Origin of the sequence: Thermus sp. (assembly GCF_037444525.1) — a bacterium.
In the GTDB taxonomy this organism is placed as follows: Bacteria; Deinococcota; Deinococci; order Deinococcales; family Thermaceae; genus Thermus.
The window spans coordinates 1-19929 of sequence record NZ_JBBIMD010000028.1; the positions used below are offsets into that span (position 1 = coordinate 1).

Consider the following 19929-nt stretch of genomic DNA (forward strand, 5'->3'; position numbering starts at 1 on the left):
GCCAGCCGGGCTCCCTTCCACATCTCCTGGCCGATGGTGGTAAGCTGCATTCGTGGGGACCTCCTTCATGTTGGAGTGGTCCCCACATTTTAGTTGGGGCAGTCTCACATGTGTTTGTCCGAGCACAGGGGGGTAAGGCCCCGGTATACGCTTTCAGTGGGGTGGTTTGGGTGATACCTGTTCTGGACGTGGGCTACCGCTCCACCCACTATTGGCTCGTGGGATCAGGACCCAAGCGCCTGCTGGTGGACCTAGGGTGGCCAGGCACCCTGGGGGCCCTAAAGATGGCCCTCTGCCGGGCAGGGGTTGCCTTGGGGGAGGTGCGCTACGGCTTCGCCACCCACTACCACCCAGACCACGCGGGGCTGGCTGAAGAGCTCAAACGGGAAGGCATGGCCCTGCTTGTCCTAGAGGGCCAGGAGGAAGCCCTGGGCCAGATGGGCCAATGGGTCAAGCCCCACGAGCGCTACCTGCCCATCACCCTCGAGGGCACCTTCCGGCTAAGCTTTACAGAAAGCCGCGGGTTCTTAGCCTCCATCGGCATTCCAGGGGAGATCCTCCCCACCCCAGGCCACACGGACCACTGCGTAAGCCTTCTTCTGGACGATGGCCGGGCCTTTACGGGAGACCTCCCCAGAGAAGAAGGCGCCTGGGACAACCCCAAAGCCCTAGCCAGCTGGGCCCTTCTGCGACGGAAAGGGGCCCGCTGGATCTACCCCGCGCACGGCCCCGTCCGTCCCTTAGACTAGGCGCATGGAAACCCCCTACCTGGTGGCCCAAGGCCTCTGGAAGCGTTTCGGAGGTCTAGAGGCGGTCCGGGGGGTGAGCCTGGCCTTGAGGCCTGGGGAGGTCCTGGCCTTCCTGGGCCCCAACGGGGCGGGTAAGACCACCACGGTGAAGATGGCCGCAAGCCTCCTCCTTCCCGACCGAGGGGAGGTGCGGCTTATGGGAAAGGACCCTTTCCAAAACCCCTGGGCTCTCCGTCATCTAGGGGCGGTGCTGGAAGGAAACCGCAACACCTACTGGCGCATGACCCCCCTGGAAAACCTGATCTATTTCGGGGTGGCCCGGGGCCTACGGCTTAGGGCCGCCCAGCGGCGGGCCCTGGCCCTCCTGGAGGAGTACGGCCTTTTGGAGAAGGCCCATGTGGAGGTACGCCACCTTTCCCGGGGAATGCAGCAGAAGCTGGCCCTTCTCCAGGCCCTGGTGCATGACCCAGAGGTGCTCCTCTTGGACGAGCCCACCCTGGGCCTGGACGTGGAAACGGCCCTCCTCGTTCAGGAGAAGATCCGCGCCCTAGCCCAGGGGGGCAAGGCCATCCTCCTTACCACCCACCAGCTGGAGGTGGCGGAGGCCTTGGCCCACCGGGTGGCCATCATCCATAAGGGGGCCCTGGTCCTGGAGGGGGAAAAGGAGGAAATCCTCCGGCGCTTTGCCGGGGACCACTACGTGATAGAGCCGGAAGGCCCCCTGCCGCAAGAGGTGCTGGCCCGGCTCAGGGCCCTTGGGGTGGAAGGGGAAGGGCCTTTCCTCTACCGGGGGGATGCGATAGGGCTTTGGGGGGTCCTCGAGGCCCTGAAGCCCCACCCCCTCAAACGGGTGGCCCGGGCGGAGACCGGGCTTCTGGAGGTCTTCCTGGAGGTGGTGGGGCGTGGTTGACCTCTTTTTGGCCGAACTTTACCGGAGTTTCTTGCAGTTCCGCCGCTACCCCCTGGAGTTCGTCGGGGGGCTCGTCACCCTAAGCCTCATCTTCTACCTCCTCTTCGCCGGGGCCAGGCTCCTGACCGGACCGGGGGTGGAGTTTGGGGACAGGCTGGAAGGGGTTCTGGTGGGGTACCTGCTCTGGACCTTCACCCTCTCCGCCTACAACGGCCTGAGCTTCTTTCTCATGGAGGAAGCGCGCACGGGCACCCTGGAGCAGCTCTTCCTCACCCCCTACGGGCCCACCCGGCTCCTCCTCCTGCGCCAGCTGGCCGACCTTTTCAACCAGGGGATCTTCGTCCTCGTCCTAGGCTTCATCCTCGCCGCGCTCACGGGAGCCCAGCTGGACTTCAGCCCCGCGGTTTTCCTACCCGCCCTGGCGGTCCTCCTTGGGGGCTACGGCCTTGGGCTCCTCATGGGAAGTTTAGCCCTCCTCTTCAAACGCATCGGCCAGCTCTTGGGCCTTTCCCAGTTCCTCCTCCTCATCCCCCTGCAGGCCCCGGGAGAGGGGGTCTGGACCCTTCTGCCCCTGGCCCCGGGCGCCGCTTCGGCCCGGGAGATGATGGCCCAGGGAAGCCCCCTGGGAACTGGGCCCCTGCTTCTGGCCTGGGCCAACGGCTTGGGCTACTTCCTCGTGGGGCTTTGGGTCTTCAACTGGGCGGTCCGGTTGGCCAAGGCCCGGGGGCTCCTCCATGGCTACTAGGGGGCTTTACCTCCTTTTGGGGCCCGCCTCGGCCCTGGGGGTGGGCCGGTTCGCCTACGCCCTGGTCCTTCCCTTGATGCAGGGGGCCTGGGGGCTTTCCTACGCCCAGGAAGGGCTTCTCGGAAGCGCCAACACCCTGGGCTACCTCTTAGGGGCCCTCTCCAGCCACCACCTCCTCCTGCGTCTGGGCTACCGGCGGGGGTTTTTCCTGGCCCTTTTCCTTCAGGCTCTGGCCCTAAGCCTCACCGGAGCCCTTGGCTTTCCCCTGGCCTTTGCCCTTCGCCTCCTGCAGGGCTTTTTGGGGGCTTTGGTCTTTGTGGGCGGAGCGGCCCTCCTCATGGCCTCAGGGGGCTCGAGCCCGGTCCTAGGGCTCTACTACGGCGGGGTGGGCCTGGGCCTTCTCCTGAGCCCCCTGGCCCTAAGGGAAGGCCTCTCGCCCCTGGAAGCCTGGGGGCGGCTTGGGCTTGTGGCCTTCCTCCTTTCCCTACCCAGCCTCCTCGCCCTCCCCGCCCTGAGGGAGCCGCCCCCGCCCGCCCGCGGGGAAGGGGGGCTTGGCCCCATCGGCCTCCTCCTCCTGGCCTACGGGCTTTACGGGGCGGGGTACATCGGGTACATGACCTTCGTGGCGGCTGCCTTGGGCCAGGGGGGGCTCCTCTTCACCCTCCTCGGCCTAGGGGCTCTCCTCACGGGGTTCGTGTGGGGCCCTTGGGTGGAGCGGGTGGGGGGCTGGCGGGGACTTTTTCACGTCCTTCTGGTGCTCTTCCTGGCCAGCCTCCCGCCCCTGGCCAAGGGCTTCCCCGCCCTGAGCGCCTTCCTCTTCGGACTTTCCTTCCTGGGCGTGATCACCGCCCTCACCCAGGCCTTCCGCGCCCTCCTGCCCCCTTCCGCCTGGCCCCGGGCCATGGGGCTTTCCACCGCGGCCTTCGCCCTGGGCCAGGCCATAGGTCCCACGGCCACCGGCCTCTTTGCCGAGGCCTTGGGAAGGGCGGAAGGGGCGCTTTGGGCGGCCTCTGCCCTCCTCTTTCTGGCCCTCCTTCCCACCCGGGCCCCTACCCGGCCCTGAGGCCCAAGAGGAGCCCCCCCACGAAGCTGGCCCCGAAGGGGAGGTTGTAGGTGAGGGTGGAAAGGAGCCCCTCCCAAAGGCTCTTCAGGCCAGGCTGGTCCAGGAGGGGCTCCACGTCCTTTTGGATGCGGGTCCAGTCCACCTGGATGTAGCCCGCCTGGGCAAGGAGCTGGAGGGTGATGAAGAGGAGGCCCAGGCCGATGGCGAGGAGGCGGCCGATCTTCTTCAGGGCGTAGCCCACGGCGTAGCCCGCCAGGCCCCCGAAGGTGATCTGCCCCAGGTAGGGGGTGAGGTCGGGGAGGTTCATCCCCCCCACCCTAGCCAGGGGCGCACCCCTTCCGCAAGGGGGCTACTTGAGGCCGAGGAGGTCCGCCTCCCGCTTCATGGCCTCCAGGACGAAGGCCAGGTGCTCGTCCAGGGAAAGGCCCAGGGCCTCCGCCCCCTCCCGGATCTCCTCCCGGTTCACCCCTTTGGCGAAGGCCTTGTCCTTAAACTTCTTCTTGAGGCTTGGGACCTCGAGGCCCAGGATGGACCGGTCCGGGCGCACGTAGACCGCGGCGGTGATGAGGCCTGTCAGCTCGTCCACCGCGAAGAGGGCCTTGCTCATCAGGGTCCTCCGGGGCACCCCAGTGTAGCTGGCATGGGCCAGGATGGCCTCCAGGACCTCCTCGGGGTAGCCCAGGCGCCTAAGCTCCTCCACCCCCCGGTAGGGGTGCTCCGTAGGGTACTTCTCGTAGTCCATGTCGTGGAGGACTCCCGCCATCGCCCAAAGCTCCTCGTCCTCCCCAAAACGGCGGGCGTAGGCTCGCATGGCCACCTCCACCGCCCGCATGTGCCGCCTTAGGGACTCGCTTTCCGTCCAGGCCTCCATGAGGGCCAAGGCCTCCTTAAAGCTCGGCATGCCCTAAAGTATAGCCATGCGCCTGGGCTACGGAGAGGACAGCCACCGCCTCGTGGAGGGAAGGCCCCTTTACCTCTTTGGCCTCGAGGTCCCAAGCCCCGTGGGGGCCCTGGCCCACTCCGATGGGGACGCCCCCCTCCACGCCCTCACGGATGCCCTCCTTTCCGCCTACGCCCTAGGAGACATCGGTTTCCTCTTCCCCGACACCGACCCCCACTGGCAGGGCGCGAGGAGCGAGGTCTTCCTGAAGGAGGCCTTGGGGCGGGTGGAGGCCCTAGGGGGAAGGCTTCTCCAGGTGAGCGTGGCCGTGATTCTGGACCGGCCGAAACTTGGGCCCTTCCGGGAGGCCTTCAGGGAGAACCTGGCCCGCCTCCTTGGCCTTCCTAAGGACCGGATCGGCCTCACCTTCAAGACCTCAGAGGGGCTGGCCCCAGGCCACGTCCAGGCCCGGGCGGTGGTCCTCCTCCATGATTGACCTCCTCCTCTGGCTCGGCACCCTGGTCTTCGCCGCCGCAGGAGCCCTGAAGGGGGTGGAAAAGGGGTTTGACCTGCTTGGGGTCCTGGTCCTGGCCCTGGTGACCGCGGTGGGGGGCGGGTCCATCCGGGACGTGTTGGTGGGTGTCCTACCCCCTTCTGCTCTAAGGGACGAGGGCCTTCTGCTTGCCACCCTCCTGGTGGGGCTTCTCGTCTTCCGCTTCCACCCCAAGGTGCAGCGGCTTTCCCGCCTTCTCTACTACCTGGACACCCTGGGCCTTGGCCTTTTCGCCGCCCTTGGTGCGGAAAAGGCCATTTCCCTGGGGCTTGGCCCCCTGGGGGTGGGCATCGCCGGGGCCCTTTCCGGGGTAGGGGGTGGGGTGCTTCGGGACGTGCTTTCGGGGGAGGTGCCGGGCATCCTCTACCGGGCGGGGGACCTCTACGCCTCCGCGGCCTTCCTGGGGGCCCTTTTGGTCTACACCCTCCATAGCCTCTTCCCTGAGGGAGCCTTGGTGCTAGGGGCCCTCGCCACCTTCCTCCTTAGGGTCTTTGGGCGGAGGCTCGGCCTGAGCCTTCCCACCCCCCGCTGAGCACCCCACCGAGGCTTCAGCCCCAAAGCCCGGGCGCACCCTGGGAAAGGGGGTAGACTCGAGGCATGGAGCTCACCCACTTTAAGGACGGCCGCCCCCACATGGTGGACGTGACGGAAAAGGAGAAGACCTTCCGCACCGCCACCGCGGAGGCCTACGTGGAGCTCACGGAAGAAGCCCTTTTGGCCCTTGAGAAGGGGGGCGTGGGCAAGGGGGACCCCCTGCAGGTGGCGGAGCTTGCCGGGATCATGGGGGCCAAGAAAACCGCGGACCTCATCCCCCTCTGCCACCCCCTGCCCCTTACGGGGATAGAGGTGCGGCTTTCCCTGGAGAAGGAGGCCCGGCGGGTGCGCATAGAGGCCACGGTGCGCACCAAGGCGGAGACGGGGGTGGAGATGGAGGCCCTCACCGCCTGCGCGGTGGCCGCCCTCACGGTGTACGACATGCTGAAGGCGGCCTCTAAAGGGCTCGTCATCTCCAAGGTCCAGCTTTTGGAGAAGACGGGGGGCAAGAGCGGCCCCTGGCGCCGGGATAGGGAGGGGGGGTAAGATAGGCTCATGCGCATCGCCATCGCCTTGGCCAAGGGGGAAGATCGCGTGTACCCCGGCCCCTTCGGCCACGCCCCCAGGTTCGCCATCTGCGAGGTGGGGGAAGGAGGGGCCCGGCTTGTGGAAATCCGCCCGAACCCCTACGCGGCCCTGCACGGGGAAGGAAAGCACGAGAAGATGCGGGCCCTCCTTCAGGACGTGGACCTCAGGGTGGGGGCCCGGTTCGGGCATGGAAGCGGGCTTGGGTCCTTCCCCGTGGCGGGCCGGGTGGAGGTGCCCGCGGTGGGCCTCGAGGAGGCCCTGGCCCTCCTCATGGCCCGAAATACCGCCTGAGGAGCTCCCGGGCCTCCGGGGGGAGGGGGGTCCTTTCCAGGTAGACCTCCACCCCCCGCTGCACCCGCTCGGGAGGGGCCTCCTCCGGCCAGGGGCTGGGTAGGGGGGCATCCCCAGGCTCTTCGCCTGGGGAGAGGAGGCCCATGCCCGGGCCTTTTGGGGTGGCCTCCAGGGCTTGGCCTTCCCCAAGCTCCGGGGCGGCCCCGCCCAGGCCCCTACGGGCCGGGCCTTCCCCCGGGGTGGGCGAGGCTCCTTCCGTCCCCCCCTCCGCTTTGGAAGGGGCCTCCAGGGCCTGGCCTGGGCCTCCTTGCCCCCTAGCCCCCTCTTGGCGCCCTTCCGAAGGAGGGGCCTGGGGCTTGCCTGGGGCCCTTAGGGCCTTCCCCTCGCCTGAACCCTCGCCCCCCGTTCCCTCCGGGGGCCTCGAGGCCGCCCCTTCCCCTTGGGGGGAGGCGCCCGGGGCCGCCTGCTCCCCCATCCGCCCGGCCCCGTTCCCCTGGGCTTGGCCCGCGGCCTGCCCCTCCCCCGGCCCCTGCTCCACCTGGGGGAGGAAGGGCACCCCCCCTTCCCCTGGAGCCCAGGGCTTGCCGAGAGCCAGGAGGAGGGCGAGGAGGTAAAGGAGGAGGAGGGCGTAGGGGAAAGGGGGAAGGGGCACCGCCACCTTGCGGGCCTCCCGCCAAAGCCGTTCTTCCCCGTAGCGGAGGGCGGTGGGGTAGGCCAGGCTCACCCGGGCAATGGCCCTTAGGGCCTCCCCTTCCCAAAGCCGGGCGGGGAGGAGGAGGGCCAGGGGGGAGAGGAGGGCGAGAAGGGGGTGGAGGAGGCCCAGAAGGGCCAGGAAAAGGGCACAAAGAAGGCGGTACCGCCAGGCCAGGCGGTGGGCGTAGCGCAGGTGGAAGCCGGGCTCCACTACCCCCATTATGGGGCGTAGAGGGCCAAGGCGCTCACCACCGGCCGGGGGGTGCCCGTGTAGGGGCTCCTAAGCCTCCCCCTCACCCAAAGCTGGGCCGAGCCCCCCCCGTCCATCCGGAGGGCGTTCCAGGCCCCGAGGTCCAATAGGGCCTGGGCCAGGCGGTCGGGGGTGGTGGCCTCGGAGACAAGGAGCCAAAGCCGCCCCTCCCTGGTCCAGGCCACCGCCGCCTGGGGGGCTATGGCCCGGAGGGGCCTTGGGTCCTTGAAGTTTTCCTCTTCGGGCCGGAAGGCGTACCGCCCCTCCTGGAGAAGGAGGGGGCCGGCCTCGAGGGCGTAGCGGAAGGGGAGGTCCAGCCGACCGTAGAGGCTGAGCCGGTCCCCTTTCTCCAAGGGGAAGGGGGGTGCCCCCTGGGGGAAGGCCAGGGCCCAGGCCCCTTCGGATAGCTCCCAGGGGGCGGGGAAAATCCCCTCCACCCGGTCCCCCCGTACCAGGGCCACCTCCTCCCCCACCCGGCCCACAGGGCCGGGTACGGTGTAGGCGGTGTAGCGGGCGGGGAGGGCGTTCAGGCCCACCCGCACCCTCTCCCCCCTGGGGCCCGCCACCACCGCTTCAAAGCGGGGCCTAGCCAGGAAGAAGTCCCACCCGTTCCAGAGAAGGGCGGTGCGGCCAAAGGGGAAACTCACCGTAACCCCATCCTGAACCCAAAGGCCGATGGGGACACCGGTCTTGGGGTCAAAGTAGCCCCCGTTGAGCACCGCCAAGGCCCCGGGGGCCAGGTCCTTGGGAAGGGCCCGCCTCAGGGGGGCCCCCACGGGGAGGAGTTGGCCCCTTTCCGCCTCCACCAGGTAGAGCCTTAAGGGCTCCGGGGCAAAGGCCCAGACCTCCCGGTAGCGCACCCCCGGGGCCAGGGGCTCCTCCACCTCCGGGGGTAAGGGGTAGAGGTCCAGCACCAGGCGCGGGGGGTCTTCCAGGGAGAAGAGGCGGTGGTAAAGCCGCCCCTTAGCCTCCACGGATAGCTCCGTTCCCCCCGGGAGGAGCCGCACCTTCAGGGCCAGGCCCGCTGGGGGCTTTAGGGCAAGAAGCCCCGGGGCCAGGTAGGGAAGGAGGAAGCGGGTCCGGTCCCAGCCCTTGGACCCTTCTCCCCCAAAGGGGCCGGGGAGGTCCAGAACAATGCGAAAGCCCCGGCCCTGAAGACCGGTGCGCACCCCGGCCTCGGGCACGCGGAAGTAGCCTAGGGCCTTTAAGGCCTCCAAGGAGAGCCTCTCCCTTTCCGGGGCCGAAAGGTCCAAAGGGGGCTCTGCCCAGCCCACCCCCGGGACGTAGACCAGCCGCACCCCCTGCCCCTCGTACACCCAGGCCCCCCCCTCCTCGCGGAACTGGAGGCCGAAGGTTTCCGCGGGGAGGCTTTGGGCCAGGGTTAGACCTAGGAAGAGGAGAAGGCCAAGGCGCCTCATCCCCCCATTAGAGGGCCAAAGGATGAGAACCGGCTTACCCCTTGACCACGATAAGGGGTCTGAGGCGGGCCACCTTCTTTCCGATCCCCGCCCCCTCCACCGCCTCCACCACCAGGGAGACGTCCTTGTAGGCCTCGGGCATCTCCTCGTCCACCGTAGCCCGGGTGGCGGCCCGCACCAGGATGCCCCTTTCGGCAAGCTCCCTCACCAGGTTGCGCTCGCGGGCGGCCTTCTTGGCCTGGTGGCGGCTCATCTTCCGCCCCGCCCCGTGGCAGCTGCTACCGAAAGAGACCGCCATGGCCTCCTCCGTACCCGCCAGGACGTAGGAGTAGCGCCCCATGTCCCCCGGCACCAGCACGGGTTGGCCCACCTTCCGGTACTCCTCCGGGATCTCCGGATGCCCTGGCCCAAAGGCCCGGGTGGCCCCCTTGCGGTGGACCAGGACCCGGCGGCCAAGGTGCTCCTCAAACTTGGCGTTGTTGTGGGCGAGGTCGTAGAGGACCCGTAGGCCGTGGTCCCTGGGGGCAAATCCCACGGCCTCAAAGGCCTCCCGCACGAAGTGGGCGATGAGTTGGCGGTTGGCGAAGGCAAAGTTGGCCGCGGCGGCCATGGCCTGTAGGTAGGCCTCCCCCTCGGGGCTCCATATGGGGGCCGCGGCCAGCTGCTTGTCCACAAGCTCAATCCCGTAGCGGGGGGCCGCCTTCAGGAAGCGCTCCACGTAGTCCTGGCAGACCTGGTGGCCGAGGCCGCGGCTGCCGGTGTGGATGAGCACTGTGACCTGGCCACGGAAAAGCCCGAAGGCCTCGGCGGCCTCGAGGTCGTAGATCTCGTCCACGTACTGGACCTCGAGGAAGTGGTTCCCGCTTCCCAGGGTGCCGATCTGGGGAGCCCCCCGCTCAAAGGCCCGCTCCGAAACCTTGTCCGGGTTGGCCCAGGGAAGACAGCCCTCGGACTCAATGAAGCGCAGGTCCTCCGGGTAGCCGAAGCCTCTTCGGACCAGAAACCCCGCCCCCTCCTTCAGGATCTCCCCAAGCTCCCGCTTGGAGAAGCGCACGTCCTTCCGCTCGCTCCCCACCCCCGAGGGGACCAGACGGTAGAGGGCATCGGCCAGCTCCCGCTGCCGGGGGAGGAGGTCCTCCAGGGTAAGGTGGGAGGTGAGGAGGCGTACGCCGCAGTTGACGTCAAAGCCTACGCCTCCCGGGCTCACCACCCCGCCCGCCTCGGGGTCAAAGGCCGCCACCCCCCCGATGGGGAAGCCGTAGCCCCAGTGGATATCCGGCATGGCCAGGGCGGGCTCCACGATGCCGGGCAGGGTGGCCACGTTCATGAGCTGCTGCAAAGAAGCGTACCCCTCCCCTTCCAAGTCCTTCAGGATCTCCTCCGAGGCGAAGAAGACCGCGTCCACCCGCATCTTCCCCTGCCGGGGGATGCGGTAGGTGTAGGGGCCCACCTTGTGGAAGACCATGGCGCCCTCCCAAAACAAAACCACCGGGCTTTTCTGCCCGGCCTTATCTTCAGAATACTGCCTTATGCGCTATGCGTCAAGGGTATACGCATCAGGCCTGGAGGCCCGGGGGTTCAGGGGCCTCCCAGGCCAGCTCCAAAAGCCCGATGAGGTCCTCCACCGGGACCCCGTAGTCCCGGGCCAGGCGCGCCACCTCATGCCCGAGGCGGCGGAGGTGGGCCAGGTGGCTCGGGTCCACCTCCTCCGCCAAGTCCCTAAGCCAAGAAAGGAGGGCCTGGGCCTCCTCGTCCGTGAGGCCGTCCGTCAGGGCCTCGTCCTCCATCAGGTAGGTCAGGTCTTCCCTCATCGTCGCCTAAGCTCCTCCTCCTTCCCCACCCACCCCGCCCTGCGGGCTAAGGCCTCGAGGGAAAGGGGATCTTTCATGGCCTCGGCCTCCAGCCTAAGCCGGGCCACCCGGGCCTCAAGGAGGGCAACCTCCCCCTCCAACCGCCTGGCCTCCTGGGCCAAGGCGTAAGCCCGCACCCCCTCCTGAAGGAGGAGGAAGAGGGCATGGGCAAGCCCTAGGGCGAAGACCAGGTGGAGGAGGCGGTGGATGGGCCGGTCCAAAGTGGCTCCATTATACCAGGGCCCCTGAGGAGGGGGAGGGTGGGGCTTTTAAAGGGAGGTTCCCTGGGAGGTGTTGCATTTGCACAGGGTGGGTGTATACTGGAATCGTAAGGAAGGAGGAGCCATGCCAAGGACTAGGGAAAAGGAAAACTACCGGGCGCGGCTAAAGGCGGTGGGCCTCCGGCACACCCTACCTCGGGAGCGCATCCTGAGCTTCCTAGATCGCAAGAACGTCCACCCCACCCCGGAGGAGCTCTACCAGGGCCTGAAGAAGCGGGGGTACGACATCGGCCTCTCCACCGTCTACCTGAACCTCCACGTCCTCAGGGAGCACGGCCTCATCTACGAGTTCAAGGACCCCAAGGGCAACACCCGCTACGACGGCTACAACGAGCCCCACGTCCACCTGGCGTGCCAGGAGTGCGGAAAGGTGGAGGACCTCCTCCTCAAGAACCTCCCCGAGCTGGACCTGGAGCCCGCCCTAAAGGCCGCAGCCGAGCGCTCCGGCTGGGACCTCCAAACGGCCCGGGTGGAGTTCAGGGGGAAGTGCCCCAACTGCAAGGCCTAAGGGCCCCTTAGGGGAAAGGCCCCCTCTGGGGGCCTTTCCCCTTTTACCGGAGCTGAGGCGCCTATGCCCCCTCCCGGGCCAGGGCCTCGGCCAAGGCCAGGATGGTGCGTACCCCAAAGCCCGTCCCCCCTTCAGGCCCCAGGGCGTGGGCCTTGCGGGCGAAGGCCGGGCCGGCGATGTCCAGGTGGACCAGGGGCACCTTCACAAACTCCGCCAGAAAAAGCGCGGCCACGATGGCCCCGCCATAGCGGTCCCCCACGTTCTTCAGGTCGGCCACAGGGCTTTTCAACTTCTCCCGGTAGCTCCCCTCCAGGGGCAGGGGCCAGACCTTCTCCCCGGCCCGCCTTGCCGCCTCCTGCACCTCTTGGCCAAAGCCCTCCTCCGTGGCGAAGAGGGCCGCCACCTCCTCCCCTAGGGCCACCACGGCCGCCCCCGTGAGGGTGGAAAGCGCTAGGATGCGCTCCGCCCCCTCCTTTTGGGCGTAGGCCAGGGCGTCCGCCAGGGTGAGGCGCCCCTCAGCGTCGGTGTTCATGACCTCCACGGTCTTGCCGGAAAGGGTCTTTAGGATGTCCCCAAGCTTATACGCATGGCCCGAAACCAGGTTCTCGCAGGCGGCGATGTAACCCCGAAGCTCCACGGGCAGGCCGAGGGCCGCCGCGGCAAGGAAGGCCCCGAGCACGGCCGCCGCCCCCGCCATATCCCCCTTCATGGTGGCCATGCTCTCCGTGGGCTTCAGGGAGTACCCCCCGGAGTCAAAGGTGATCCCCTTGCCCACCAGGTCCAGCCGCACCCGGGCCCCTGCCGGACGGTAGCGGAGGTGGATGAAGCGGGGCGGCTGGTCCGATCCCTGGGCCACCGCCAGGAAGGCCCCCATCCCCAGGGCCCGGATGGCCTCCTCGTCCAGGACCCCCACCTCCACCCCATGGGCCCCAAGGCCCAAGGCAGCCTCCGCCAGGGCGCTGGGGGTGAGGACGTTGGGGGGCTCGTTCACCAGGTCCCGGGCCCAAGCCACCCCCTGGGCCACCTTCTGGGCCCGCTCCAGCACCCCTTCCTCCACCCCGGAAAGGGCCAGGGTGAGACCCCTCTCCTCCCGTTCCTTGTAGCGGTCAAAGCGGTAGCTCCCCAGGAGAAGGCCCTCCACGAAGGGGTAGGCCTCCCCATAGGGCTCGGCCACAGCCTCCCGGAAGCCCGTCTTCAAGAGGGCCTGGGCCAGCCGCCCCCCAAGGACCCGGCCATCCCCCTCCTGGCCCGTGCCAAAGAGGAGGACGTGCCCCTCGGAAAGGGCTAGGAGGAGGCTCTCCCCGGCCTCCCCCTTGAGCCCCGCTTCCCGCACCGCCCTGCCCAAAAGCCCCCCCAGGGCCTCGTCCAAGGCCTTCCCGCTCCCCAAAAGGCCCTCTGGGCCGACGAAGACCACTTTCAAGGGCGCCTTGGCCTCCAGAACCCCTGCTTCGGTTCGCCTTAGCGCAAGCACGCTTGGGTTATACCACGGTGTGCCAAAATAGGAAGGATGCTTCGGACTCTTCTTTCCCAAGCCGCCTTGGGCGGGGCTGCGGCCATGGAGGGGGTCATGATGAAGGCCCCCTGGGCCTGGGCCCTGGCCGTACGCCTCAAGAACGGGGAGATCCACGTGGAGCGCCACGAGGAGCCCGCCTTAAGCCAGCGCTACCCTTGGGCCCGCCTCCCCTTCCTCCGCGGGGTGGTGGCCCTGTGGGATGCCCTTTCCGTGAGCTACCGGGCGCTTATGCGGAGCGCGGAGCTTCTGGGCGAGGAAGAGGTCCCCAAGGGGGCGCTTTGGGCCACGGTGGCGGTGAGCCTTCTCCTAGGGGTGGGGCTTTTCATCGTCCTGCCCGGGGGGCTTGCGGGGCTTTTCATAGACCCAGCCCGCCATCCCATCCTCCACAACCTCCTGGCGGGGGGGATCAAGGTGGGCCTTTTGGTGGGCTACCTCCTCTTCATCGGCCGCCTGCCGGAGATCCGCCGCTTCTTCATGTACCACGGGGCAGAGCACAAGGCCATCCACGCCTACGAGAAGGGGCTTCCCCTCACGGTGGAAAACGTCCTAGCCCAGCCCCGCTTCCATCCCCGGTGCGGGACCACCTTTCTGGTCTTCGTGGTCCTGGTCTCCGTCTTGGTCTACAGCCTCATCCCCGCCCCCGAGGTCCTGTGGTGGCGGCTTTTCGCCCGGGTTCTCTTCCTGCCCTTGGTGGCCGCCCTGGCCTTTGAGCTCCTCCACTTCTCTGCCCGGCACAACGACCCCTTTTCCAAGGCCCTAAGGGCCTTAGGCTTCCGCTTCCAGGCTCTTACCGTGGCTGAGCCCACCCCCGACATGGTGGAGGTGGCCATAAGGAGTACCGAGGCTGCCCTTAAGCGAGAGGTGGTGGCGTGAAGCCCAGCGTCCTGGTGGCCATGTCCGGGGGGGTGGACTCCTCCGTGGCCGCCTTCCTTCTCAAGGAGGCGGGTTACGAAGTGGTGGGGGCCATGATGCGCTTCTGGCCCGACTGGAAGGAGTTCCACACGGAAGTGGAGGAGGGGGCCTGGGAGAGCTGCTGCACCCCCGAGGCGGCCTACGAGGCCAGGCGGGTGGCGGAGATGCTGGACATCCCCTTTTACCTCCTGGACTACCGGGAGGTCTTTGAGGAGCGGATCATCGGCCCCTTCCTCCAAGGCTACGCCGAGGGGAGAACCCCGAACCCTTGCGTCTTCTGCAACACCGACGTGAAGTTCGGGGCCCTCCTCCAGCACGCCAAACGGCTCGGCCTGGACTATGTGGCCACCGGCCACTACGTGCGCCGGGAGGGGGAGGCCCTCCTCCGGGGCCTGGACCCCGCGAAGGACCAGAGCTACTTCCTCTGGGGCACCCCCAAGGAGGCCCTCCCCCACCTCCTCTTCCCCGTAGGCCACCTCACCAAGGCCGAGGTGCGGGCCATCGCCCAAAGGGCGGGCCTGCCCACGGCCAAAAAGCCCGAAAGCCAGAACCTCTGTTTCGTGGCGGGGGACCTTAAGGGGTTTTTGCGGGAACGGCTAAAGGCCCGGCCCGGCCCCATCGTGGACGCCCTCACGGGGGAGGTGGTGGGGGAGCACCAGGGGGCCAGCCTCTACACCATAGGCCAAAGGAAGGGGCTTGGCCTCTACAAAACCCACCTGGAACGGTACGTGGTGGGGGTGGACCCCAAGGCCAACGTGGTCTACGTGGGGCCTAGGGAGGCGGCCCTTTGGGAGGGCCTCGAGGCCGAAGGGGCCAACCTCCTAGCCGGGCTTCCCCAGGAGGTGGAGGTCCAGGTGCGCTACCGCACCCCCCCGGTGCGGGCCCGGGTGGAGCGCTTAAGCCCCTTGCGCCTGCGCTTTGAAAAACCCCTCTTCGCCGTGACCCCCGGCCAGAGCGCGGTCTTCTACCAGGGGGAAAGGCTCCTTGGGGGGGCGGTCATCCGCCGGGGGCTTTACAACCTGGCGGGGCTTGACCTTCTCCTGACAAGGGCCTGAGAGAGTGGGGATGGGAGGTTTGATGAGGATGATCAGGAAAGCGCTCGGCGTGGTCTTGGTGGCGGCCTTTGGAACGGTCTTGGCCCAGCAGATCCGGGCGGACGGCTCCTCCACCGTCTACCCCATCACCCAGGCGGTGGCGGAGGAGTTCACCGCCAGGAACCCCGGCGTGAAGGTCACCGTGGCCTTCTCGGGCACGGGGGGCGGGTTCAAGAAGTTCTGCCGGGGGGAGACGGACATTCAAGATGCTAGCCGCCCCATCAAGAAGGAGGAACTGGAGGCGTGCGAGAAAAACGGGGTCCGCTTCGTGGAGCTCCCTGTGGCCTACGATGCCCTCACCCTCATCGTCCACCCCCAGAACACCTGGGCCACCTGCCTGAAGACGGGCGAGATCAAGGCCATCTGGGAGCCCAACAGCCGGGTGCGCACCTGGCGGGACGTGCGCCCAAGCTGGCCCAACGAGCGCATCCAGCTCTTCGGGGCGGGCACGGACTCCGGCACCTTTGACTACTTCACCGAGGCCATCATGGGCAAGGTAGGGGCCATCCGTAAGGACTACCAACCCACGGAGGACGACAACGTCACCATTCGCGGGGTGGCGGGGAACCGCTACGCCCTCGGCTTCCTGGGGGTGGCCTACTACGAGGAAAACAAGGATAAGGTGAAGGCCCTGGCGGTGGACAACGGCAAAGGCTGCGTCCTCCCCACCCGGGAGAACGTTCTAAACGGCACCTACCAGCCCCTTTCCCGGCCCCTTTTCATCTACGTGAACCTGAAGAGCCTGGAGCGCAAGGAGGTCCAGGACTTCGTGAACTTCTACCTCTCCCCCCAGGCCCGCCGGGCCATCCGCAGCACCGGCTACATTGAGCTCCCCGCGGAGGCCTACCGCATCGGCCAGGAGCTGGTGAAGCGGCGCAAGGCCGGGAGCTTCTTCATGGACCTGCCGCCCGCCACCCCGCTTTCCAAGTTCGTGGAGGAGCTGAAGAAGGAGCTCAGGTAGACCGGGCCTCGAGGCGGGGTGGGGGGCACCCCCCACCCCTTTAGAATGGACAGAGGCATGGACCTTCTTCGCCAGAAGCCCTCGCAAAACCCCAAGGAGGTCCTCACCTACGCCCTCCTCCTCCTCCTTTCCTCCGTCACCCTCCTCACCACCTTGGGCGTGGTGGTAACCCTCCTTATGGACATGGGGGAGTTCCTCCGCCGGGTGCCCCTAAGGGAGTTTCTCTTTGCCCCCGAGTGGGCCCCTCTCTTCGCCGAGCCCCGCTACGGCATCGCCCCCCTGCTGGCGGGCACCTTCCTGGTCACGGCCATCGCCCTTTTGGTGGCGGTGCCCCTGGGCCTCCTCCTCGCCATCTACATCTCGGAGTACGCCACCCCGGGGATACGGAACCGGATCATGGGGGTCCTGGAGCTCTTCGGCGGCATCCCGACGGTGGTCTTCGGCTACTTTGCCCTCCTCTTCGTAACCCCCCTCCTCCAGCGGATCGTCCCCGGCCTTAACCTCTTTAACCCGCTCTCCGCCGGGCTGGTGATGGGGTTTGCCATCGTCCCCTACGTATCCAACGTGGCCGCGGACGCCATGCAGGCCGTGCCCCGGGCCATGCGGGAAGCGGCCTACGCCCTCGGAGCCAGGCCCTACGAGGTGGCCCTAAAGGTGGTCTTCCCCGCGGCCATCTCGGGGATCGTGGCGGCCATCATCCTGGCCACCAGCCGGGCGGTGGGGGAAACCATGATCGTGGCCATCGCCGCGGGGCAGCGGCCCACCCTCACCCTGGACCCCCGGGAGACCATCGCCACCATGACCAGCTACATCGTACAGGCGGCCACGGGGGACCAGCCCGCGGGTTCCACCGCCTCCTTAGCCCTTTTCGCCGTGGGGTTCACCCTCTTCCTCCTCACCCTTCTCCTCAACGTCCTGGCCCAGTACGTGGTGGAGCGGTATCGGGAGCGGTATGAATAGGGCGTTCAACCAAGACCCCTGGAAAGCGCGCATAGACCGGGTCTTCGCCCGGGCCTTGATCCTCCCCCTCCTCCTGGCCCTCCTGCTCCTTGCCACCCTCCTGGGGGACACCCTCTACCGGAGCGCCTCCGTCCAGGTGGTGGGCGGGGAGGGGGCAGGACGCACCTACCCCTTCGGCACCCCCTGGGAGACCATGGTGAAGGATCGTCTCCTGAGCGAGGGCTACCTGGAAGAGGAGGTCCAGTCCCTCCTCCAGGATCCCGCGGAGCGCCGGGCCCTCTGGCTCCAGAACCGGGTGGAGCTCATGCCCCTAACCCACGAGGGGCCCTTCCGCCTGGTCCTCACCAACCTCTACGATGAGGGGGTAAAGGACTTTAGCCTCCTCCAGGGCCTAGGGCGCTGGGAGGAGCTCAAGGCCTCCTTGGGGGAAGGGGAAGGGCTTGTCCTGAACCTCTGGTTGGACGCCTCCTTCCTTACCCGCTACCCCTCCCGGAACCCCCTCCTCGCGGGGATCGCCCCGGCCATCGCGGGGACCCTTTGGGTCTTGGGCCTGGCCCTCCTCATCGCCATCCCCGTGGGGATAGGCACGGCCATCCTCCTGGAGGAGTACCTGCGCCAGGGGTACCTAAGCCGCATCCTCGAGGTCAACCTCCGGAACCTGGCCGGCGTGCCCTCCATCGTCTACGGCCTATTGGGCCTGGCCCTCTTTGTGCGGGGCTTCGGCCTTGGCCCCACGGTGCTGGCGGCAAGCCTCACCCTGGCCCTCTTGGGCATCCCGGTCATCGTGGTCACCGCCCGGGAGGCCCTAAGGAGCGTGCCGGACTCCATTCGCCAAGCGGCCTTCGCCCTGGGGGCCACCCAGCGCCAGGTGGTCTTCCGCACCGTGGTGCCCGCAGCCCTGCCCGGGATGGTGACCGGGGTCATCCTCTCCGCCGCCCGGCTCATCGGGGAGGCCGCCCCCCTTCTTTTGGTGGGAGCTTCGGCCTATGTGACCTTCATCCCTTCGGGACCCCTTTCGGAGTACACGGTGATCCCGGTGCAGATCTACCTCTGGATCAGCCAGAACCAGCCCGAGTTCGCCCGGGTGGCCGCGGCGGGCATCCTGGTGATGCTCATGGTGCTTTCCGTCCTCTACCTGGCCGCCCTTTACCTTAGGAACCGGTTTAGGAGGGAATGGTGAACCTGGAGATGCTAAAAGGGCACGAGACGGTGCGCACCGCGCCCATCTCCGCGGCTGAGGCCCTGGTGGACGTGCGGAACCTGAGCCTCTGGTACGGGAGCAAGCAGGCCCTGTATGGGATTAGCGTGCGCTTTCCCAAAAACCAGGTGACGGCCATCATCGGCCCCTCGGGGTGCGGCAAGAGCACCCTGCTGCGCTCCCTCAACCGCATGAACGACCTGGTACCGGGGGTGCGGGTGGAGGGGGAGGTCCTCTACGAGGGGGTGAACATCTACGATCCCCGGGTGGACCCGGTGGCCGTGAGGCGGCACATCGGCATGGTTTTCCAGAAGCCCAACCCCTTCCCCAAGACCATCTTTGAGAACGTGGCCTTTGGGCTTAGGCTCCTTGGGGTGAGGGGGAGCGAGCTGGAGGACCGGGTGGTGGAGGCCCTGAAGCGGGCCGCCCTATGGGAGGAGGTGAAGGACCGCTTCAAGAAGGAAAGCGGTCTGAGGCTTTCGGGAGGCCAGCAGCAGCGGCTTTGCATCGCCCGGGCCATCGCCGTGGAACCCCCTCTTCTCCTCATGGACGAACCCACCAGCGCCCTGGACCCCATCGCCACCCAGGCCATAGAGGACCTGATCCTAGAACTCAAGAACCGCTACACCGTGGTCATGGTCACCCACAACATGCAACAGGCAGCCCGAGTCTCCGACCGGACCCTCTTCATGCACCTCGGGGTCCTGGTGGAGGAGGGCCCCACGGAGGAGGTCTTCACCAAGCCCAAGCACCCCTATACAGAGGCCTACATCACGGGGCGGTTCGGCTAGACTTTAGGGCATGCCATCCCTTTTCCTTCTTTTTCTCACCCTCTTCAACAGCATTCTTGGCCTCTCCATCCTCTTCCCCATCCTGGGCCCCTTGGGCCGGTCCCTAGGGCTTACCGAGCCCCAGGTAGGGGCTTTCTCCACGGCCTACGCCCTCATGCAGTTCCTCCTGGCCCCCTACTGGGGCCGGCGGAGCGAAAGGGGGCGAAAGCCCGTCCTCCTCCTCGGCATCCTGGGGTTTACCGCAAGCTTTTTCCTTTTCGGCCTTTTCGCCCTCCTCGGCCTCAAGGGAGCGCTCACGGGGTGGGCGCTCTTCCTGGCCCTCCTCCTCGCCCGGCTCCTCGGGGGCGCCTTCTCCACCGCCACCCTGCCCACCGCCCAGGCCTACGTGGCGGACGTCACGGGAAGGGAGGAGCGCACCGCGGGGATGGCCCTTCTGGGAGCGGCTTTTGGGCTTGGGATCATCGTGGGGCCGGCCTTGGGGGCGGGGCTGGCCTCTCTTTTCGGCCTCCTCGCCCCGGTGTTCTTCTCCGCGGGGCTCGCCCTCTTGAACGCCCTCTTCGTCCACCTCGCCCTGCCGGAGTCCCGCGGCGGCCGGGAAGGGGCCCCAAGCGGCCGGCTTTCCCCCTGGGACCCGCGCATCTTCCCCCTCCTGCTCCTGGGCTTCGCCCTGAACCTCTCCAGCGTGGCCCTGGAGCAAACGGTGGCCTTCCTCTTCCAGGACCGGCTGGGCCTGGACGTCCTAAAGACCGCGCAACGGGTGGGGCTTGCCCTCTTCTTCTACGGGCTGGTGGCGGTCTTTATCCAGGGCTTCCTGGTGCGGGCCCTGCGCCCACCCCCTAGGCGCCTCCTCCTTTTGGGCCTGCCCGTGGGCCTACTCGGCTTCCTGGTCCTGGCCTTCGGGCAGGGGTTCTGGGCTCTCACCCTGGGCCTGGTCCTCCAGGGGGCGGGGCAGGCCCTGGCCGCCCCGGGGGTCACCGCCGCCCTTTCCCTGGCCGTGGGGGAGGAGGAGCAGGGGGCAGTGGCGGGGCTGAGCAGCGCCGCCCAGGCCCTTGGGCGGATGCTTGGGCCCCTTATCGGTACAGGGCTCTACCGGCTGGCCCCGGAAGGGCCTTACCTCCTTGGGGCCTTCCTCCTCCTGCTGGCCCTTTTGGGCTTGAGAGGCCTCAATGGGCGGCTCTAAGTACCCC

At 67.8% G+C, this 19929-nt stretch carries 24 protein-coding genes; 16 read left to right on the plus strand and 8 right to left on the minus strand.

The genetic code is table 11. The annotated features are described in order from the left end of the window. The first annotated feature begins 161 nt into the window (after nucleotides 1–161). From WKI94_RS06065 to WKI94_RS06080, 4 genes are read left to right on the plus strand one after another with little or no spacing between them, the layout of a single operon-like run. Nucleotides 162–749 carry an MBL fold metallo-hydrolase gene (locus tag WKI94_RS06065; RefSeq protein ID WP_337844874.1) on the plus strand — a complete coding sequence of 196 codons (588 nt, stop codon included), beginning with the start codon at nucleotides 162–164 and terminating at the stop codon, nucleotides 747–749. Between the two features lie 4 nt (nucleotides 750–753). Beyond that, the gene (locus WKI94_RS06070) at nucleotides 754–1659 is read left to right on the plus strand and encodes an ABC transporter ATP-binding protein (RefSeq protein ID WP_337844875.1); all 906 of its coding nucleotides are present in this window, start codon (nucleotides 754–756) and stop codon (nucleotides 1657–1659) included. Next, nucleotides 1652–2404 carry an ABC transporter permease gene (locus tag WKI94_RS06075; protein WP_337844876.1) on the plus strand — a complete coding sequence of 251 codons (753 nt, stop codon included), beginning with the start codon at nucleotides 1652–1654 and terminating at the stop codon, nucleotides 2402–2404. The genes WKI94_RS06070 and WKI94_RS06075 overlap by 8 nt, the downstream gene beginning before the upstream one ends. After that, nucleotides 2394–3467 (plus strand): YbfB/YjiJ family MFS transporter, encoded by a 1074-nt coding sequence (locus WKI94_RS06080; protein WP_337844877.1) that lies wholly within the window; start codon nucleotides 2394–2396, stop codon nucleotides 3465–3467. The genes WKI94_RS06075 and WKI94_RS06080 overlap by 11 nt, the downstream gene beginning before the upstream one ends. Here WKI94_RS06080 and WKI94_RS06085 read toward each other — a convergent pair. Continuing rightward, nucleotides 3454–3774 (minus strand): FUN14 domain-containing protein, encoded by a 321-nt coding sequence (locus tag WKI94_RS06085; protein ID WP_337844878.1) that lies wholly within the window; start codon nucleotides 3772–3774, stop codon nucleotides 3454–3456. The two genes, WKI94_RS06080 and WKI94_RS06085, sit on opposite strands and share 14 nt — an antisense overlap. Before the next feature lie 42 nt (nucleotides 3775–3816). Beyond that, nucleotides 3817–4368 carry an HD domain-containing protein gene (locus WKI94_RS06090; protein ID WP_337844879.1) on the minus strand — a complete coding sequence of 184 codons (552 nt, stop codon included), beginning with the start codon at nucleotides 4366–4368 and terminating at the stop codon, nucleotides 3817–3819. Nucleotides 4369–4384: 16 nt separating this feature from the next. Between WKI94_RS06090 and ispF the strand changes: the two genes are divergently transcribed. The 4 genes from ispF (at nucleotide 4385) to WKI94_RS06110 (ending at nucleotide 6313) form a co-directional block, all read left to right on the plus strand. Further along, nucleotides 4385–4843, plus strand: coding sequence for a 2-C-methyl-D-erythritol 2,4-cyclodiphosphate synthase (gene ispF, locus WKI94_RS06095; protein ID WP_337844880.1), 459 nt, complete (start codon nucleotides 4385–4387; stop codon nucleotides 4841–4843). Next, on the plus strand, nucleotides 4836–5432 hold the full coding sequence (locus WKI94_RS06100; protein WP_337844881.1) for a trimeric intracellular cation channel family protein: 597 nt from the start codon (nucleotides 4836–4838) through the stop codon (nucleotides 5430–5432). The genes ispF and WKI94_RS06100 overlap by 8 nt, the downstream gene beginning before the upstream one ends. Nucleotides 5433–5497: 65 nt before the next feature. Next, the gene (gene moaC / locus WKI94_RS06105) at nucleotides 5498–5980 is read left to right on the plus strand and encodes a cyclic pyranopterin monophosphate synthase MoaC (protein ID WP_337844882.1); all 483 of its coding nucleotides are present in this window, start codon (nucleotides 5498–5500) and stop codon (nucleotides 5978–5980) included. 9 nt (nucleotides 5981–5989) lie between these two features. Continuing rightward, nucleotides 5990–6313, plus strand: a complete 324-nt coding sequence (locus WKI94_RS06110) for a NifB/NifX family molybdenum-iron cluster-binding protein (RefSeq protein WP_337844883.1) — start codon at nucleotides 5990–5992, stop codon at nucleotides 6311–6313. Here the strand turns inward: WKI94_RS06110 and WKI94_RS06115 are convergent. The 5 genes from WKI94_RS06115 to WKI94_RS06135 all read right to left on the minus strand — a co-directional run bounded on the left by WKI94_RS06115 (nucleotide 6291) and on the right by WKI94_RS06135 (nucleotide 10745). Further along, a complete protein-coding gene (locus WKI94_RS06115) occupies nucleotides 6291–7226 on the minus strand; it encodes a hypothetical protein (protein ID WP_337844884.1) in 936 nt (311 codons plus the stop codon). The genes WKI94_RS06110 and WKI94_RS06115 overlap by 23 nt on opposite strands. Then, entirely contained in the window at nucleotides 7226–8674 is a 1449-nt protein-coding gene (locus WKI94_RS06120; RefSeq protein WP_337844885.1) for a phosphodiester glycosidase family protein, read from the minus strand. The genes WKI94_RS06115 and WKI94_RS06120 overlap by 1 nt, the downstream gene beginning before the upstream one ends. A gap of 34 nt (nucleotides 8675–8708) precedes the next feature. Next, nucleotides 8709–10139 (minus strand): RNA ligase RtcB, encoded by a 1431-nt coding sequence (gene rtcB / locus WKI94_RS06125; RefSeq protein ID WP_337844886.1) that lies wholly within the window; start codon nucleotides 10137–10139, stop codon nucleotides 8709–8711. Between the two features lie 91 nt (nucleotides 10140–10230). Continuing rightward, nucleotides 10231–10485, minus strand: coding sequence for a hypothetical protein (locus tag WKI94_RS06130; protein WP_337844887.1), 255 nt, complete (start codon nucleotides 10483–10485; stop codon nucleotides 10231–10233). After that, nucleotides 10482–10745: a septum formation initiator gene (locus WKI94_RS06135; protein WP_337844888.1), complete on the minus strand. Its 264-nt coding sequence runs from the start codon at nucleotides 10743–10745 to the stop codon at nucleotides 10482–10484. The genes WKI94_RS06130 and WKI94_RS06135 overlap by 4 nt, the downstream gene beginning before the upstream one ends. 124 nt (nucleotides 10746–10869) lie before the next feature. On the opposite strand from WKI94_RS06135, the gene WKI94_RS06140 reads away from it, so the two are divergent. Continuing rightward, nucleotides 10870–11313, plus strand: coding sequence for a Fur family transcriptional regulator (locus WKI94_RS06140; RefSeq protein ID WP_337844889.1), 444 nt, complete (start codon nucleotides 10870–10872; stop codon nucleotides 11311–11313). 61 nt (nucleotides 11314–11374) lie between these two features. On the opposite strand, the gene WKI94_RS06145 is transcribed toward WKI94_RS06140, so the two are convergent. Continuing rightward, nucleotides 11375–12784, minus strand: a complete 1410-nt coding sequence (locus WKI94_RS06145; protein ID WP_337844890.1) for a leucyl aminopeptidase — start codon at nucleotides 12782–12784, stop codon at nucleotides 11375–11377. Between the two features lie 36 nt (nucleotides 12785–12820). Here WKI94_RS06145 and WKI94_RS06150 point away from each other — a divergent pair, with 36 nt between their 5' ends. The 7 genes from WKI94_RS06150 to WKI94_RS06180 are packed head-to-tail and all read left to right on the plus strand — an operon-like array spanning nucleotide 12821 to nucleotide 19922. Then, nucleotides 12821–13699, plus strand: coding sequence for a DUF1385 domain-containing protein (locus tag WKI94_RS06150; RefSeq protein WP_337844891.1), 879 nt, complete (start codon nucleotides 12821–12823; stop codon nucleotides 13697–13699). Nucleotides 13700–13719: 20 nt separating this feature from the next. Further along, complete coding sequence (gene mnmA / locus WKI94_RS06155; RefSeq protein WP_337844904.1) at nucleotides 13720–14793, plus strand: tRNA 2-thiouridine(34) synthase MnmA; 1074 nt, start codon at nucleotides 13720–13722, stop codon at nucleotides 14791–14793. A 28-nt stretch (nucleotides 14794–14821) separates the two neighbouring features. Further along, nucleotides 14822–15793, plus strand: coding sequence for a PstS family phosphate ABC transporter substrate-binding protein (locus WKI94_RS06160; protein WP_337844892.1), 972 nt, complete (start codon nucleotides 14822–14824; stop codon nucleotides 15791–15793). Nucleotides 15794–15850: 57 nt separating this feature from the next. After that, nucleotides 15851–16753, plus strand: a complete 903-nt coding sequence (gene pstC, locus WKI94_RS06165; RefSeq protein WP_337844893.1) for a phosphate ABC transporter permease subunit PstC — start codon at nucleotides 15851–15853, stop codon at nucleotides 16751–16753. Next, complete coding sequence (pstA, locus tag WKI94_RS06170; protein ID WP_337844894.1) at nucleotides 16746–17933, plus strand: phosphate ABC transporter permease PstA; 1188 nt, start codon at nucleotides 16746–16748, stop codon at nucleotides 17931–17933. Before pstC ends, pstA begins: the two co-directional genes overlap by 8 nt. Then, nucleotides 17927–18742, plus strand: coding sequence for a phosphate ABC transporter ATP-binding protein PstB (gene pstB / locus WKI94_RS06175; RefSeq protein ID WP_337844895.1), 816 nt, complete (start codon nucleotides 17927–17929; stop codon nucleotides 18740–18742). The genes pstA and pstB overlap by 7 nt, the downstream gene beginning before the upstream one ends. Nucleotides 18743–18752: 10 nt before the next feature. Beyond that, nucleotides 18753–19922, plus strand: a complete 1170-nt coding sequence (locus WKI94_RS06180) for an MFS transporter (RefSeq protein WP_337844896.1) — start codon at nucleotides 18753–18755, stop codon at nucleotides 19920–19922. Nucleotides 19923–19929 lie beyond the last annotated feature (7 nt).

Bases quoted from the DNA above. Each gene is read 5' to 3' on its own strand.
- WKI94_RS06120 (WP_337844885.1), bottom strand. From the start codon at position 8,674: ATGAGGCGCCTTGGCCTTCTCCTCTTCCTAGGTCTAACCCTGGCCCAA.
- WKI94_RS06085 (WP_337844878.1), bottom strand. From the start codon at position 3,774: ATGAACCTCCCCGACCTCACCCCCTACCTGGGGCAGATCACCTTCGGG.
- mnmA (WP_337844904.1), top strand. From the start codon at position 13,720: ATGTCCGGGGGGGTGGACTCCTCCGTGGCCGCCTTCCTTCTCAAGGAG.
- WKI94_RS06180 (WP_337844896.1), top strand. From the start codon at position 18,753: ATGCCATCCCTTTTCCTTCTTTTTCTCACCCTCTTCAACAGCATTCTT.
- WKI94_RS06090 (WP_337844879.1), bottom strand. From the start codon at position 4,368: ATGCCGAGCTTTAAGGAGGCCTTGGCCCTCATGGAGGCCTGGACGGAA.
- WKI94_RS06100 (WP_337844881.1), top strand. From the start codon at position 4,836: ATGATTGACCTCCTCCTCTGGCTCGGCACCCTGGTCTTCGCCGCCGCA.
- moaC (WP_337844882.1), top strand. From the start codon at position 5,498: ATGGAGCTCACCCACTTTAAGGACGGCCGCCCCCACATGGTGGACGTG.
- WKI94_RS06110 (WP_337844883.1), top strand. From the start codon at position 5,990: ATGCGCATCGCCATCGCCTTGGCCAAGGGGGAAGATCGCGTGTACCCC.
- WKI94_RS06115 (WP_337844884.1), bottom strand. From the start codon at position 7,226: ATGGGGGTAGTGGAGCCCGGCTTCCACCTGCGCTACGCCCACCGCCTG.
- WKI94_RS06160 (WP_337844892.1), top strand. From the start codon at position 14,822: ATGATCAGGAAAGCGCTCGGCGTGGTCTTGGTGGCGGCCTTTGGAACG.
- WKI94_RS06070 (WP_337844875.1), top strand. From the start codon at position 754: ATGGAAACCCCCTACCTGGTGGCCCAAGGCCTCTGGAAGCGTTTCGGA.
- pstA (WP_337844894.1), top strand. From the start codon at position 16,746: ATGAATAGGGCGTTCAACCAAGACCCCTGGAAAGCGCGCATAGACCGG.
- pstC (WP_337844893.1), top strand. From the start codon at position 15,851: ATGGACCTTCTTCGCCAGAAGCCCTCGCAAAACCCCAAGGAGGTCCTC.
- WKI94_RS06140 (WP_337844889.1), top strand. From the start codon at position 10,870: ATGCCAAGGACTAGGGAAAAGGAAAACTACCGGGCGCGGCTAAAGGCG.
- pstB (WP_337844895.1), top strand. From the start codon at position 17,927: ATGGTGAACCTGGAGATGCTAAAAGGGCACGAGACGGTGCGCACCGCG.
- ispF (WP_337844880.1), top strand. From the start codon at position 4,385: ATGCGCCTGGGCTACGGAGAGGACAGCCACCGCCTCGTGGAGGGAAGG.
- rtcB (WP_337844886.1), bottom strand. From the start codon at position 10,139: ATGGTCTTCCACAAGGTGGGCCCCTACACCTACCGCATCCCCCGGCAG.
- WKI94_RS06080 (WP_337844877.1), top strand. From the start codon at position 2,394: ATGGCTACTAGGGGGCTTTACCTCCTTTTGGGGCCCGCCTCGGCCCTG.
- WKI94_RS06130 (WP_337844887.1), bottom strand. From the start codon at position 10,485: ATGAGGGAAGACCTGACCTACCTGATGGAGGACGAGGCCCTGACGGAC.
- WKI94_RS06150 (WP_337844891.1), top strand. From the start codon at position 12,821: ATGCTTCGGACTCTTCTTTCCCAAGCCGCCTTGGGCGGGGCTGCGGCC.